Genomic DNA, 13786 nt, shown 5'->3' on the forward strand with positions numbered 1-13786 from the left:
TTTCGAGACCCGCCTGCGCGGTCAGCGGACCGCCGGCGCCTGTCCTTCGGTCGTCCAGTGGCCGTGCAGTTCCCGGTAGAGGGGGCAGTCCTCCAGCAGGTCCTCGTGCGCGCCGAGCCAGGCGCGGGTGCCGTCCAGGACGAGGACGCGACGCGCCCGGCGGGCCGACGTCATCCGGTGCGCGATCACCACGAGCGCGCCGGGCCGGGCGGCGAAGGCCCGCTCGGCGCGCTCCTCGGCCGAGGCGTCCAGGTGACAGGTCGCCTCGTCCAGGATGACCAGCCGGGCCGGTGACACGTACGCGCGGGCGAGCGCGATGAGCTGGCGCTCGCCGGCCGACAGGGCCGCCGGGTCGACCGTGCCGCCGAGGCCGCCCAGCCGCTCGGCCAGCGGCGTCGCCCCCACGGCGGCGACGGCGTGGTCCAGCGCGTGGTCGGAGGCGCCCGGCCGCAGGTAGGACAGGTTCTCCCGGAGCGTTCCGCCGAAGACGTACGCCTCCTGCGGGATCAGCGCGCGGACCGACGGATCGGCCGCGGCGGCCGGCACCCCGCCCAGCGCGACCGACCCCCGCACCGGCGTGAGGAGCCCGGCGGCGAGGCGCGACAGCGTGGACTTGCCGATGCCGCTCGGGCCGACGACGGCCAGATGGTCGCCCTCCGGCACCCGCAGGGACAGATCGTCGATCACCGGTTCGGCGTCCGGCCCGTACGCGTAGGTCACCCGGTGCAGTGCCAGTTCGCTCCCGCCGGCCCGGCTCGGGCGCCGGACCGGCGGCACCTCGGCGGCCGACATCACGCGGTCGAGCGTCACCGCCAGCCGCAGCCCGCTGCCGCCCACGCCCCGGATGACCGTGGCGAGCGCCGGGGACAGCCCCTGCAGCACGTACGTCAGCGAGCCGAGCACGACCCCGGGCGTGGCGCCACGCCGTACGAGCCACGGCGCCGCCGCCAGCACGAGCAGCAGCGGCAGCCGTCCGCCCACGGCCAGCGCGACCGTACGGCCCGCCGTCAGCCGGGCCATCGACCGCGCCGCCGCGGCCTGGAGGTCGATCAACCGCCCGGTCGAGGCCGCCACGGCCTCCTCCGTACCGCACGCCGTGATGTCGCGCAGCCCACCCGCCAGGGCGGTGGCCGACTCGGCGATCCGTTCCTCGGCCAGGATCAGCTCCCGCTGCCGCCGGACCGACCGGGCGACGAGCCCGAGGAACAGCCCGAGCCCCGCCACGACCGGCGGTACGACCAGCAGGAGCGTCACCGGCATCAGCGCCAGCAACCCGATCAGCGCGCCCGCCAGCGTGAACGCGAAACCGGACGCGATCGACAGCAGGCCCGAGAACGTGTCACGGACGATCTCCACCTGCTGGGTCAGCCGGGCGACGGCGCCGTCGTCCGCCCGCCCCGTACGGACCGACTCGTGTACGGCGCCGCGCACGACGTGGCGGACGAGCGCGTCGCGGAACGGTTCGACGATCGCGGCCAGCGGCCCGTACGCCCGCGCGGCGCCCACCGCGCCGACCGCGGCCCCGCCGGCCAGGGCGCCCAGCCAGGCCACCGCGGGCCACGTCCGGTGCGCCAGGAACGCGTCGGTGGCGCCCGCGACCGAGCGGCCGAAGACCAGCACGGGCACCGCGCCGAGCGCGGACCACAGGCCGAACATCACCAGCGCGCGCCGCCGGCGCCGCAGCGCGGCCGCGAGGACGCGCCGGGCGCGCACCCGATGGTCACTCACCGAACACCTCGCGGTACTCCGGGCCCGGCCGCACGGCGCGTGCGGCCGGCGCCGCAGTGCGGCCGTCAGCACGCGCCGGATGGTCACTCACCGAACACCTCGCGGTACTCCGGGTCCGACCACAGCTCCCGGTGCGGCGCGCAGGCGCGCACCCTCCCGCCGTCGAGCCAGGCGACCAGGTCCGCCCGGGCGGCCGTGCCGACGCGGTGGGCGATGATCAGACGGGTCCGGCCGTCGCGGGTCAGCACGTCGCCGACCTGCGTCTCGGTCACGGTGTCCAGGCTGGAGGTGGCGTCGTCGAGGATGAGGACCCGGCCGGGATGGGCGAAGGCTCGCGCCAGCCCCAGCCGCTGCAGCTCACCGCCGGACATCGGCGCCTCCGACGGCGGCGTGCGGTAGCCGTGCGGCAGCCGGCGGATGAAGGCGTCGGCGCACGCCGCGCGGGCGGCCGTCTCGGCGTCGCCGCCGATCGCCTCGGCGATCGTGTCGCCGAACAGCGCGGGCCGCGCGAAGGCGTACCCGACGGCGTCCCGCAGCGCGCCGTGCTCCAGCGACCTCAGGGGCACCCCGTCGAGCAGGACCTCGCCGTCGTCGGGGTCGGCCAGCCGCCCGGCCAGGGCGGCGAGCAGCGACTTGCCGCCGCCCGAGCGCCCGACGACGGCCATCGCGCCGCCGCCCGGGACGACCAGGTCCAGGCCGTCGAGCACCGAGGCGGCCGACACACCGCGAAACTCCAGCAGCCCGGGGCCGTCGGGCAGGGACGCCGGGCCGTACGCGGGCGGTGCCTGGTCCAGCACCGGGGCGAGCCGGGCGGCGCCGGCGCGGGCGCGCGCCAGGCGCCCGAGCTGGGCGATCACCGGGCCGATGTCCGCGCCGAGCCCCGCGTACTGCGTGCCGGCGAGCAGCCCACCGGCGGTGAGCCGTCCCCGGGACAGCTCGTAACCGGCGACGGCGAGCACCGCGACCCGCAGGAGGGGGACGGCCAGCGTGCCGCGCCCGGAGATCGTCGCCTGGATCCGCCAGGTCGCGTGCCCGTGCGCGGCCAGGTCGGGCAGCGGGGCGAGCACCCGCGCGGCCTCACGTTCGGCGGTGCCGGCGGCGGCGACCGTGCGGTTCCCCGCCAGAGTCTCCACCAGCCGCGTGGCGATCCGGCCCTGCGCCTCCAGGTAGCGGCCGACGACCGCGGAGGTGTCGCGGACGAACGCGCGCAGCAGCGCGACGATCGCGGGCAGGCCGAGACCGAACGTCAGCGCCAGCCAGGGGTCGAGAAGAATGAGGGCGATCACCCCGCCGAGCGGCGGGACGACCGCGGTGGCCGTCAGGATCGCGGCGGACGGGGCGTAGGCGGTGTCCGCGGTCGCGGTGACCGCCCGGCTCGTCAGGTCGCCGGCGGGCAGGCCCGCGGACGGGCCGAGCCGCAGGACGTGCCGGGTGAACAGGTGCCGGAGCCGCGCCGTCGCGGCGGCCGTGCCGGTGCCGGTCGACAGGTCGGTGAGCGCGTCGCAGGTCATCGAGACCGCGACCAGGCCCGCGTACACGAGAGGCCAGGCGAGGGAGCGTGAGCCGCCGAGCACGCCGTCCACGGCGCGGCCGAGCACGGCGGGCAGGAGGAGCGTGGCCCCCGCCTCGAGCAGGGAGGTGACCGCGAGCAGACTCGCCCAGACTCCGCCGTAGCGGACGGTCCGGATCACGAGCCTGCTCGCCGTCATCGGTCTCCTAGTGCTGTCGTGGTCCTGCCATGGCTACAGGGCCACGGGGCAGGCGTCAGAGGCAGAGCACAATGCTGTTGGAGCTGTGGCAGAGCAGGCTGAGCGTGCTGTTGGCCTCGCCGCCGCCACCGTGGCCGCCGGGGGTGTCCATCCCCTGCATGTCGAGAAGCGCCATCGTCGTGTCACCTCCTCACCTCGAGAGATGTCTCCGACCGGGAAGACCGGTCATCAGAGGCAGAGCACAATGCTGTTGGAGCTGTGGCAGAGCAGGCTGAGCGTGCTGTTGGCCTCGCCGCCGCCGCCACCGCCGGGGGTGTCCATCCCCTGCATGTCCAGAAGCGCCATCGTCGTGTCACCTCCTTGCCGTGTGGGTCGTCGCCGTCCCCGCGAGGGTTCTCGCGGGAAGTCTCGGTGCCGCGAGGAACGGCAGGTGGACCGGCTGGTCGTGCAGCGCCGCGCCGATCGCCAGCAGCACGCCCGCCGTCCCGGTGCCCAGGTCCATCGACAGCCGCAGCAGGTTCTCGCCCGGGAAGGCCAGCCCGCCGCCGTACGAGAGCGCGTGCCAGGACAGGTCGCGTACGTGCGTGGCGGCCCGCGTGTCGCGCCGGCGCGCGAGGTGGAGCAGCATCCCGGCACGCCCGCTGAACAGCCCGGACTGGGCGTAGTAGCGCGTCAGCGCGGCGGTGCGGATCCGGTCCGCGGCCGCGCGGAGGCGTTCGTCCTCGCGGTGGGCGAGGTAGTCGTCGATGACCATGCCGATCCCGACGCTGCCCCGCGAGAGATAGGGCAGGAGGCGGGCGCCGTCGCCGACGTGCAGCGCGCCGTTCTTGTCGGTCGTGCACCCGTCGAGGTCGAGCCCGATGGCGCGGGCCGCGAGGTCGAGCAACTCCGTCTCGCCGGTGCGCTCGTACCTGCGGATCAGCATCAGCGCCGGGCCGGACATGCCGCGCATCAGCCCCGGCCGGGCCGGTGTGCCGTCGGCGGTCGCGACGTGGTCCGCGACGATCCGCGCCGCGCGGTCCGCCGCGTCGCGCAGGGCCGGTGAGGACAGCACGCCGGCGAGATGGTCCAGGTTGAGGGCGATGCCGGACAGGCCGCCGTGCAGGTCGGCGCCGAGCTTCTCCCAGCGCTCGCCGAGGCAGATGTCGATCACCCGGGCCGCGGCGTCGAGCCGTCCGAGGTGGGCCAGGCCGTACGCGGCGCCGTGCAGCCCGTCGTACAGGCCGAGGCCGGTGCCGCGCGGCGGGTCCGTCGCGTGGCCGGCGAGCCACTCCACGTGCTCGGGCCGTACGCCGTGGCCGGTGACGTCGAGGGCGTACAGGACCCCGGCGGCGCCGTACGCCAGGCCGAGCCCGCCGCTGCCGAACTGCTGGATGTCGCCGGGGAACAGCCGGTCGTCGCGGCCCGGCGTGGCGCTGGAGAGGATCGCCGTGGCGAGAGCCTCGCGCGCCTCCTCCCAGCCGGATGGCTCCGGGGCGAACCGGGGGATCGGGTGCCGGCCCGGTCCGCCCCGGGTGATCTCCTCGACCGCCTGCTGGAGGTACCCCTCGGGGACGGGGAACCATTCGGCGATCACCTCGGCCAGGTGCGCGGCCTTGGCGAGGTCGAGCATGAACAGGTTCGTGGTCGGCGTGAACAGCGCGATCTTCAGACAGGCGAGGCCGTACCGGTCGACGGCCGTGCCGCGCCGGTCGGGCGGTGCCAGGAAGCCGGGGTTGGCGAGGGTCTGCCGCCGCTGCTCGGCCACGGGCGCCGCCGCCTCGAAGTCGATCAGGGACACCGTGTCGTCGGGCGCCACCATGATGTTGAACATGTGCAGGTCGTTGAAGGCGACTCCGCGCGCGTGCACCTTCTCGATGATCCGTTCGGTGCCCGCGTAGATCTTCATCGCCCAGTCGGCGTACGCGGCGAGGTCGCCCGGGTCCGGCTCGGGGTCCAGGAGCGGGTGCCGCAGGGCGAAGAAGGTGTTCAGCGGGCGGCCCTCGACGAACTCCTCGACGAGGAAGTGATGCTCGCCGACGACGAAGTAGTCGAGCGCGGCGGGCACCCCCTCGACGCCGGCGAGGAGCCGGAGCATGTCGTACTCCCGCCTGACCCGCGTGACGGCGTCGGCGCCGTCGGAGGCGAGCCCCGCGTGCGGCCGGCCCTCCTTGAGCACCACCTTCCGGCCCGTACGGGTGTCCTCGGCGACGTACACACCGCCGCCGTTGGAGAAGTGCAGTGCCTCTTTGATCTCGTACGGGACGCCGGTCATGGTGACGGCGTTGCGCGCCTCCAGGTGCGGGGCGAGGCAGGCGGGCAGCGTCACCCAGGAGGGCACGGTGAAGACCGGGTTGCGACGGTCGGGGACGAGGCGTCCTTCTCCGTCCTCGATCGCGGCCACCAGCCGGCCGTCCTCGTCCTCACAATGGCGTTCGATGAACCCGCCGTATCGGACATAAAGGGGGCCTTCGCCGATCCGGAGGTCGCTGAGAATGTACGGTCCGTGCTCTCCCCGGAGAAGGTCTCCGAGCTCGGTGAGAAGGGTCGCGAACTCCGTCTCGTCACGCGGGTAGATGGTGACGAGTTTTCCGCTGGCGCCCCGCGGCGAGTATTTCGCATTCCGCATGAGCAGCATGTTCACGCTGCGCAGGTGTTTGAAGGAGACGCCGCGGGGGACACAGTGGTCGCGGACGCGTACGAGCACGTCGGAGGCGTTCTCGTGGCCGGCGGAGACGTGGATCTTCCAGCCCTGGGCGGGAATGTCCTGCGCCGGCGGGACGTAGACGACCCATTCACCGTTCCGCACGCGCTGCCAGCCCTCGGGGAGCGGGTCGTCGACGATGGCGAAAGCCGGGCTCTCCTGTCCGTCGAGGACGTCATAGAAGAGCCTGTCTTTCAGGCAATACACCTCGTATTGCTTTTCCACCGCTGCTTCCTCTGCTCGTCGAACACCGCGGGCGAACGTCGGATGCGACCGTTCGTTCCGAGATCAGAGACTCGCAGGCCCGGGGCGGTGAAACCTAGGGACAAGTGTCACTAATGGCCTGTGAACTTATCCCAGAGGGCTAAGTGAGTCACTCTAGGTAAGAGCGGTGGTCATGGCCATTCTTCCTGCATGGGGCGAGTTCAAGGGTATTTAGGACGCGCCAAATGGCGGGTCATTGGTGTGTCGTGGTCATGGCGCCACTTATCGCTTATGTCGGTTACGCGGGCATTGGGCGCTGACTCGCGTGGTCCTCGCTCCGCCCCATGGCGACGCCGGCCGGTGGAGGGGGCGGCGGTGGCCTCGGTCGCCGGGCGCTGCCGGAAGCCGGGCCCGTCGGCGCGAAGTGATCTTCCGCGCGAGTTTGCCGATCATCCTTCGTCCGTCGGCGCGGCTCTAGTAGATTCGGTCCGCCCGTAGCTTTCGACGCACATACATGCGGGTATTACTATGCGTGACTATTAGTGGGCTGCCCGCGGCAGCCCATGTGAAGTTTGAGGAGAGGGCAATGGCGGCCGATCCAGATTCGCTCATACTCGCCGAACCTTGGCGAAAAGGCTCGCGCAGTGGTGGCGGCGGCTGTGTGGAGGCCGCTCGCGTGGCGATGCCCCACCCTCGGCCGGCCGACGCGCCGATCGGCACGGAGGGCGACATCGCCCGGTGACGGCCGGCGGTCGCCGCAACCGCCTCAACCCACCGGGGCCGCGTCCTCGTCGTTCATCTGTTCGGCGGCCGTATCGCCTTTCATTTGTGCGGCGGCCGCTTTGATGAACTCGATGGTCTCGTCCTCGCGTAGCGCCAACTGGCGCAGGTGATCGAATGCCTCGAGATATTCGGCCACCTCTTCGCTGTCGGTGACCGTCACCGACCTTTGCGTATTCTCCAGGTACAGCACGCCGGGCGGGCCCATCTCGAATCCGAGCACGGTGAACTCCCCGCGCATGCCGAAATGCGCGCCCTTCTCGAAGGGGATCAGCTCGATCGTGATGTCGGGCCGGCGGGCGAGCTCGAGCAGATGGGCGAGCTGGCGCGGCATGATGCCCTGGTCGCGCTGGCCGCCGACTCTGCGCCGGATGACGGCCTCGTCCAGGACGTAGTGCTGTTGCGGGAGGTCCTCCCGGCTGAACATCTTGTCCTGGCGCTGCATGCGGACCTCGATCACCGTCTCGGCGACCGGCTGGGGCTTGTACTCGATGGTCAGCGCCCGCGCGTAGTCCTCCGTCTGCAACAGGCCGGGGACGAGCAGCGGGCTGAAGGAGCGAATGAACGAGGCGCCGAGCTCGTATCCCAGGTAGGTCGAGTAGGCGTCGTCCAGGTGTTCGCGGTAGAGCGTCCACCAGCCGCGTTCGCGCGCGCCGCGGGCCAGCTTGGACAGCTCCGCGATCCGCTCCTCGTCGGTCACGCCGTAGTGGCGGAGTAACGCGTGAAGGTCGGTCGTCGAGATGCGGACGTTGCCGCCCTCGATGCGGATCAGCTTCGACGCCGACCAGTCGAGTGCCCGGGCGACCTCATCCTGGGTCTTGCCGGCGTCACGCCGGAGCCGCTGGAGCTCGGCGGTGAGGCGTGCGCGCTGAACGACGGGGCCGGGGTCCAAGGCCATCTCTCCCCTCGCGGGCGACGATCGAGTGTCCGGGGGGCTACCGGACATCTTGCTCATCGCTGCCTTCCAACGCGCTTAGATTAAATCAGCGAGGTGGCAATGTGCCATACCTGTTTTGAGCGAGGTGGCAAGCGTCCACCCGGCGACCCGGAACGTCACATCAATTGATCATGACGGGATCGTTCCAATGAAATGCCGCCCCGGCCGAAAACGGGCGGCGGCGCGGACTTAACGGCGGCCTCCGGGTTCCTTGTCGCCGCAGGTGGACGCCGAAATCGCGGGAGACGAACGATCATTTTCAGTCGCCGGAACAGGGGGATTCGGCCGGCCTCGGGCCGGTGCCGGCCCGGCGGTATGCGTCTCGGCTTTTCGCCACCTGGCCACCGGCGAGACCGTGCGATGCCGGTCGGCCCGACGCCGCCGGGCGCGGCGACAGGCGGCGGTGCGGGCACCGGCACCGCGCGGGCAGGCGGGACGCGGGGCGGCGGGACGCAGGGAGGCCGGACGCGGGGAGGCGGGACGCGGGGAGGCGGGACGCGGGGAGGCGTCGCGGTGGGAGGCGGCCCGGCGGTACGCATGACGCGTGGACGCATTCTGGAATATGAAGAATGGCATGCTGCCGTCTTACTTCATGGCAAATAAACAGCAGGCGACCTGCGTCATTGCATTTATTAATGCCTATTGGAAATGATGTGATAATGCGTTAATATTACGTTCAACGGAAGAGTAGACGGGAGCTGTTCTTCCGTAAAGGAGGTGACTCTCGTGCTTATCCTGATCGTAGTGGTCGTCGCCGTGTTCATCGGAATGCGTTCCGAGCGCGCGCGTCAGGCCCACCAGATGTGGGGCAGCTACAAGTCCCGCATCGCGACCATGCGCGGACTGCGCATGAAGGAGACGATGAACGCCCTCTTCGGCATCTGCGCCCTCGTGCTGGTCGTCATCATGGTCACCGGTATCGGCGGTTGACGCGGATCAAGGGAGGCCGGCCGGCGGCGATGTGCTCGACCGAGAGGACCTCGGCGACGAAGAGCACATGGTCGCCGGCCGGCACCCGCTGCCGGGTCTCGCACTCGAGCGCGGCCAGGCCGTCGTCCGCGATCAGGGCGTCGGACAGCCGCCCCCGGTGATGCGGGACGCTCGCGATGAGCAGCCGGGCGCTCGGGCGCCCGGCCGCCGCGAACCGGCCGGCGATGGCCCGCTGTTCCGCCGACAGCACGGTCACCGCCCAGCGGTCACACCGGCCGAGCACCTCGGCGAGGTACGACTCGTTCGCCACCGCGATCATGACCAGCGGCGGGTCGAGCGACACGGACGAGAACGCCGTCAGCGTGGTGCCGATGTCGTCCCGCCCGTCGCGTACGGTCACCACCACGACGCCGGTCGCGAAGGTCGCGAGCGCGTCGGTGAAGTCCCGCGACGGGACCTCCTCCACGGCGATTCCTCCCCTCACATCGAGGGTTCTTCGGGGCCGTGCCCCGGAGGCGAAACGACGAAGGACCAGCGGAGGCCCGGCCCGGCGACGCTCGGGTGACCGCCGGGCAGGTGCGGCGTCAGGCCGGCGGCGCCCGCCACCACTACGCCGCCCTCTCGGCGACCGGACGGCGGTGCCGTCACACGATCTCCCACGTGCCCGGCAGCATCAGCGGGCCGCCGGACGGCAGGCCCACGCGGGACGCGACGGCGGTCAGCGGGCCCCAGGCGTCGAGGCGGGCGGTGGCGGCCGTGCGGTCCTCGCTCGACTCCGCCGGGCGCAGCCGGTCGACCGGCGACACGTGCGGGTACAGGCGCACGGGGGCGTCCACCGCCAGGCCCGCCTTCTTGCGGGCCAGGTCCAGTGCCTGCCCGAGACCGCCCAACTCGTCCACCAGCCCCCGCTCGTGGGCGTCCGCGCCGGTCCAGACACGGCCGCGCGCCAGGGCGTCGACGCGTTCGCGCGGCAGGTCGCGGCCCTCGGCCACCTTGCCGACGAAGTCGTCGTAGATGCGGTCCAGGAAGGAGTTGACCCGGCCCCACTCCTCCTCGGTGAAGTCGCGGGTCGGCGCGTACATCCGGGCGTGCGCGCCCTGCTCGACGCTGTCCAGGCCGATGCCGAGCCGGCCGAGCAGGTCGCCGACGACGGGCTTGCCGAACACGACGCCGATCGAGCCGGTGAGCGTGCCCGGCTGGGCGACGATCACGGTCGCGGGGGCGGCGACGAAGTATCCGCCGGACGCGGCGACGTTGCCCATCGACACGACCACCGGCTTGCCGGCCTTGCGGGCCAGCACGATCTCGCGCCAGATCGTGTCGGAGGCGACGTACGAGCCGCCGGGGGAGTCGACGCGGAACACGATCGCCTTGATCTTGTCGTCGCGCACCGCCGCGCGGATGGCCGTGGCGATCGTGTCCGACCCCATGGACGAACCCTGCCCGGGCAGGGCGCCGCGCCCGCTGCGGCCGAGCCGGATCGGGCCCTGGCCCTGGATCAGCGCGACCCCCTGCTGCCGCTGGCGCGGCAGTCGTTTGGCCAGCCCCTGGGCGCGGTTGTAGCGGGCGATGTAGCGCAGCCGGGCGTCGGCGTCGCCCACGGCCGCGCGCACGTCGGCGTACACCTCGTCGCGGTAGGCCAGCTTGTCGACCAGCCCGGCCTCGAGCGCCTCGGCGCCCAGGAGCGGCGCACGGTCGATCAGCTCGCGCACGCGCTCCGGCGAGAGCCCGCGCCCCTCGGCGACGCCCGCCACCACCTGTTCGCCGGCCGAGGCGACCAGGCGGCCGGACATCTCCTTGTGCTCGGGCGTGTAGGCGCGCTCCATGAAGGTGTTGGCGGCCGTCTTGTACTCGTGGCGCTTCGCGAAGCGCGGCGTGACGCCGATCTTGCCGAGCGCCTCGTTGAAGAACGGCTCCTCCAGCGCGACCCCGGTGAGCGCCAGGTCGCCGGACGGCTGGAGGTAGATCCGCTCGAACGCGGTCGCCAGGTAGTACGGCACGGTGCCACGGCCGGTCTCGCCGAACGACTCCGCCCACGCCACCGCGAGCTTGCCCGCGTCGCGGAACGCGCGGACCGCGTCGCGCAGCTCCTGGGCCATCGCCAGCCCGAGACGGTGACCGCCGATCCTGACGACGAGCGCGCGGACCCGCGGGTCCGTACGGGCCCGGCGCAGGCCCCCGAGGACGTCGCGCAGATGGGTACGGCGCATGCTGAGCAGGGCCGACACCGGGTCGGCCGGCTGTCCCTCCACGATCCCGTCGGTCAGGTCCAACTCCAGGATCAGCGCGGCGTTGCGCCGATCACGGGCATCTTTGAGCAGGTCAACGACTGATCCGGCATCCACCATGGGCTAACTCTATGTGCGCCGCGCCAAACGTGGACCGGACTCGGGCAACCGCGCCCCGCCGCCGGGGCCCGCTATCCTCCGGTCGGGCGGTGACGGGGAGGCGGATCGGTGGACATCTGGCTGGTGCCGCTGTGCGCCCTCGGCGGAGCGATCGCCGGCTGGTTCGCCGCGCCGCTGGCCGAGCGCTACTTCGAGCGCCCCGCGCGATGGGCGCGTCCCGGCGTCGCGCTGACCATGGCCGTGACGTTCGGGGCGCTGGCCTGGCGCTTCGCCGGGCGGGCCGAGCTGCCCGCCTTCCTCTACCTCGCCGCCGTCGGGTCGCTCCTGGCCTTCGTCGACGTCGCGGTCAAACGCCTCCCCGACCCGTACACCCTGCCGTCCTACCTCATCGGACCGGCGCTGCTGTGCGTCGCCGTGCTCACCGGCGGCCGTCCCGTACGCCTCGGGCACGCCGCGATCGGACTGGCGGTGCTGTGGGTCCTGTACGCCGTGCAGCACCTGGTCGCGCCGGGAGCGATCGGCTGGGGCGACGTCAAGCTGTCCGGCGTGCTCGGCCTCTACCTCGGCTGGCTCGGCGCGGCGGCGTGGTGGCTCGGCGTGCTCGCCGGATTCGTGCTCGGCGGCCTGTACGCCGCGGGGCTGCTGATCACGCGCCGGGGATCGCGGAAGACCGAGATCCCGTTCGGGCCGTTCATGCTCGCCGGAGCCCTGGCGGGCATCCTGCTGACCGGATGAGTCCGCCGGTCTCCGCGGGGGAGGCGCTCCGTACGGCACCGGATTCCGCCCTGGCCGGTGCCCTGCGCTATCGTTGCGTCACTCAGAGTCATCACGTGATCGGGGGCGTTCCATGAAAACCGCACCGGCGGCCGAAGACGCCGAGGTCGTGCTGCGCGCCCCGTCGCCGGGCGACCTCGGCTGGGTGGTCCAGCGACACGGAGCCCTGTACGCCGCCGAGTACGGATGGGACGAGACCTTCGAGGCCCTGGTCGCCCGCATCGTCGCCGACTACGTCGAGGGCCGCGGCCCCGGCGACGCCGCCTGGATCGCCGAGGTGAACGGCGAGCCGGTGGGGTGCGTGTTCTGCGTACGCGATACCGACCAGGTCGCCAAGCTGCGCCTGCTGCTGGTCGAGCCCACCGCGCGCGGGCGGGGAGTCGGCGCCGCCCTGGTCGGAGAGTGCGTCGAGTTCGCCCGCCGGACCGGTTACCGCGAGCTGACGCTGTGGACCAACGACGTGCTCACCGCGGCCCGCAGGATCTACGAGCGGGCCGGCTTCGAGCTGGTGAAGGAAGGGCCGCACCACAGCTTCGGCCACGATCTCGTCGAGCAGACCTGGCGCCTGGAGCTCTGAGACCCCAGACGTTGGTGCGCCGCCGGGCCGGGTGTCTCGGTCGGGCGTTTGTACGTTGCCGGGCGGGGAGCCTCTGCCCGGCGCGGATGTCCGGTCGTCAGGCCGGTGGCCATTCGGTGATGCGCTGGATGCGGGTCGTCCGGCCTGCCTCGATCTCCAGCAGGACCGCGCCGAGGACGATCGGGCCGTCGAGCGGCGAGGGCAGCGGAGGCGCGAAGGGATCGCCCACCGTCGTGAGGCCCGCGACGAAGCCGTCGTAGGCGAACCCCTGGACGCCGCCGTCCGGGCCGGTCATTCCGACGTCGGACACCAGCGCGGTGCCGCCGGGAAGGATGTGCAGCGCGCGGGTCGCCTCGTGGGTGTGGGTGCCCAGCACCGCGGCGGCCTGACCGTCGACGGCCCGGGCGAAGATCTGCTTCTCGAGCACATGGTCGCCGTGGTAGTCGACGATGACCGTGCCGCGCCGGTCGGCCTCGCGCCACGCGGAGTAGGCCGGGCGGAACTTGCCGGCGGTCGCTCGTACGCTCTTCATCGCGCACGCGTCGGCCAGGTTCAGCACCGTCACGGTCTCCCCGGCGTGGTCCAGCCAGGCGATGCCGCGCCCGGGAACGCCGTCACAGAGGTTGAGCGGGCGGATCACCTTCGGGTTCGCGAGCGCGTCGACCGAGTCGGGGCTGTCCCAAGAATGGTTTCCCCCGGTGATCAGATCCACTCCCGCGTCGAGCAGTGCCTCGACCTGTTTCGTCGTCATTCCGAGCCCGGTCGGCGCGCAGTTCTCGGCGTTGACGATGACGATGTCGACCCGATGTTGGTCGCGCATTTTCGCCAGATTGAAAATTATCTGGTCGGTTGCCACGCCTCCAACGACGTCGCCGAAGAATAGAACGTTCACGGCCGGCCTCACATTCACTCTCGGCTGAGCGGCGACCGCAATCTTCGCGTGAGCTTCCGGAGAAGGCATCGCCCCAAGCGATGAGTGCGGCTACAACTTTAGGCGCATGCCCGCTACATCATGCGGCGTTATGCGAATTGGCACTTAAACCCGCCTTCTGGATTCGTGGCGCGGTACTTATGATGCGAATCAAGCCCGCACGGAAAAGTGGAGGAAGGCATGCC

12 protein-coding genes are annotated in these 13786 nt (G+C 72.0%); 3 read left to right on the top strand and 9 right to left on the bottom strand.

What is annotated here, in order from left to right; genetic code table 11:
* Positions 1-21 precede the first annotated feature (21 nt).
* The 6 genes from OG417_RS15695 to OG417_RS15720 all read right to left on the bottom strand — a co-directional run bounded on the left by OG417_RS15695 (position 22) and on the right by OG417_RS15720 (position 8002).
* Complete coding sequence (locus OG417_RS15695; protein ID WP_329256048.1) at positions 22-1728, bottom strand: ABC transporter ATP-binding protein; 1707 nt, start codon at positions 1726-1728, stop codon at positions 22-24.
* Between the two features lie 83 nt (positions 1729-1811).
* A complete protein-coding gene (locus OG417_RS15700; protein WP_329256051.1) occupies positions 1812-3437 on the bottom strand; it encodes an ABC transporter ATP-binding protein in 1626 nt (541 codons plus the stop codon).
* 55 nt (positions 3438-3492) lie between these two features.
* Positions 3493-3612 carry a SapB/AmfS family lanthipeptide gene (locus OG417_RS15705; RefSeq protein WP_329256053.1) on the bottom strand — a complete coding sequence of 40 codons (120 nt, stop codon included), beginning with the start codon at positions 3610-3612 and terminating at the stop codon, positions 3493-3495.
* Positions 3613-3665: 53 nt separating this feature from the next.
* A complete protein-coding gene (locus tag OG417_RS15710) occupies positions 3666-3782 on the bottom strand; it encodes a SapB/AmfS family lanthipeptide (protein ID WP_329256055.1) in 117 nt (38 codons plus the stop codon).
* A gap of 7 nt (positions 3783-3789) precedes the next feature.
* Positions 3790-6345 (bottom strand): class III lanthionine synthetase LanKC, encoded by a 2556-nt coding sequence (gene lanKC / locus OG417_RS15715; protein ID WP_329256057.1) that lies wholly within the window; start codon positions 6343-6345, stop codon positions 3790-3792.
* Positions 6346-7090: 745 nt separating this feature from the next.
* Complete coding sequence (locus OG417_RS15720; protein WP_329256059.1) at positions 7091-8002, bottom strand: helix-turn-helix domain-containing protein; 912 nt, start codon at positions 8000-8002, stop codon at positions 7091-7093.
* Between the two features lie 765 nt (positions 8003-8767).
* Here OG417_RS15720 and OG417_RS15725 point away from each other — a divergent pair.
* Positions 8768-8971: a hypothetical protein gene (locus OG417_RS15725; protein WP_329256061.1), complete on the top strand. Its 204-nt coding sequence runs from the start codon at positions 8768-8770 to the stop codon at positions 8969-8971.
* Here OG417_RS15725 and OG417_RS15730 read toward each other — a convergent pair.
* A complete protein-coding gene (locus OG417_RS15730; protein WP_329256064.1) occupies positions 8952-9437 on the bottom strand; it encodes a flavin reductase family protein in 486 nt (161 codons plus the stop codon). The genes OG417_RS15725 and OG417_RS15730 overlap by 20 nt on opposite strands.
* Positions 9438-9615: 178 nt before the next feature.
* Entirely contained in the window at positions 9616-11319 is a 1704-nt protein-coding gene (sppA, locus tag OG417_RS15735; protein ID WP_329256066.1) for a signal peptide peptidase SppA, read from the bottom strand.
* Positions 11320-11427: 108 nt separating this feature from the next.
* On the opposite strand from sppA, the gene OG417_RS15740 reads away from it, so the two are divergent.
* Complete coding sequence (locus OG417_RS15740; protein WP_329256068.1) at positions 11428-12054, top strand: prepilin peptidase; 627 nt, start codon at positions 11428-11430, stop codon at positions 12052-12054.
* 112 nt (positions 12055-12166) lie between these two features.
* Complete coding sequence (locus tag OG417_RS15745) at positions 12167-12670, top strand: GNAT family N-acetyltransferase (RefSeq protein ID WP_329256070.1); 504 nt, start codon at positions 12167-12169, stop codon at positions 12668-12670.
* 97 nt (positions 12671-12767) lie between these two features.
* Here OG417_RS15745 and OG417_RS15750 read toward each other — a convergent pair whose 3' ends face one another.
* Positions 12768-13631, bottom strand: a complete 864-nt coding sequence (locus tag OG417_RS15750) for a YmdB family metallophosphoesterase (protein ID WP_329256072.1) — start codon at positions 13629-13631, stop codon at positions 12768-12770.
* Between the last annotated feature and the right edge of the window lie 155 nt (positions 13632-13786).

Source organism: Actinoallomurus sp. NBC_01490, assembly GCF_036227085.1.
Taxonomy (GTDB): Bacteria; Actinomycetota; Actinomycetes; order Streptosporangiales; family Streptosporangiaceae; genus Actinoallomurus; species Actinoallomurus oryzae.

Bases quoted from the DNA above. Each gene is read 5' to 3' on its own strand.
- OG417_RS15745 (WP_329256070.1), top strand. From the start codon at position 12,167: ATGAAAACCGCACCGGCGGCCGAAGACGCCGAGGTCGTGCTGCGCGCC.
- OG417_RS15705 (WP_329256053.1), bottom strand. From the start codon at position 3,612: ATGGCGCTTCTCGACATGCAGGGGATGGACACCCCCGGCGGCCACGGT.
- OG417_RS15710 (WP_329256055.1), bottom strand. From the start codon at position 3,782: ATGGCGCTTCTGGACATGCAGGGGATGGACACCCCCGGCGGTGGCGGC.
- sppA (WP_329256066.1), bottom strand. From the start codon at position 11,319: ATGGTGGATGCCGGATCAGTCGTTGACCTGCTCAAAGATGCCCGTGAT.
- OG417_RS15750 (WP_329256072.1), bottom strand. From the start codon at position 13,631: ATGCCTTCTCCGGAAGCTCACGCGAAGATTGCGGTCGCCGCTCAGCCG.
- OG417_RS15720 (WP_329256059.1), bottom strand. From the start codon at position 8,002: ATGGCCTTGGACCCCGGCCCCGTCGTTCAGCGCGCACGCCTCACCGCC.
- OG417_RS15700 (WP_329256051.1), bottom strand. From the start codon at position 3,437: ATGACGGCGAGCAGGCTCGTGATCCGGACCGTCCGCTACGGCGGAGTC.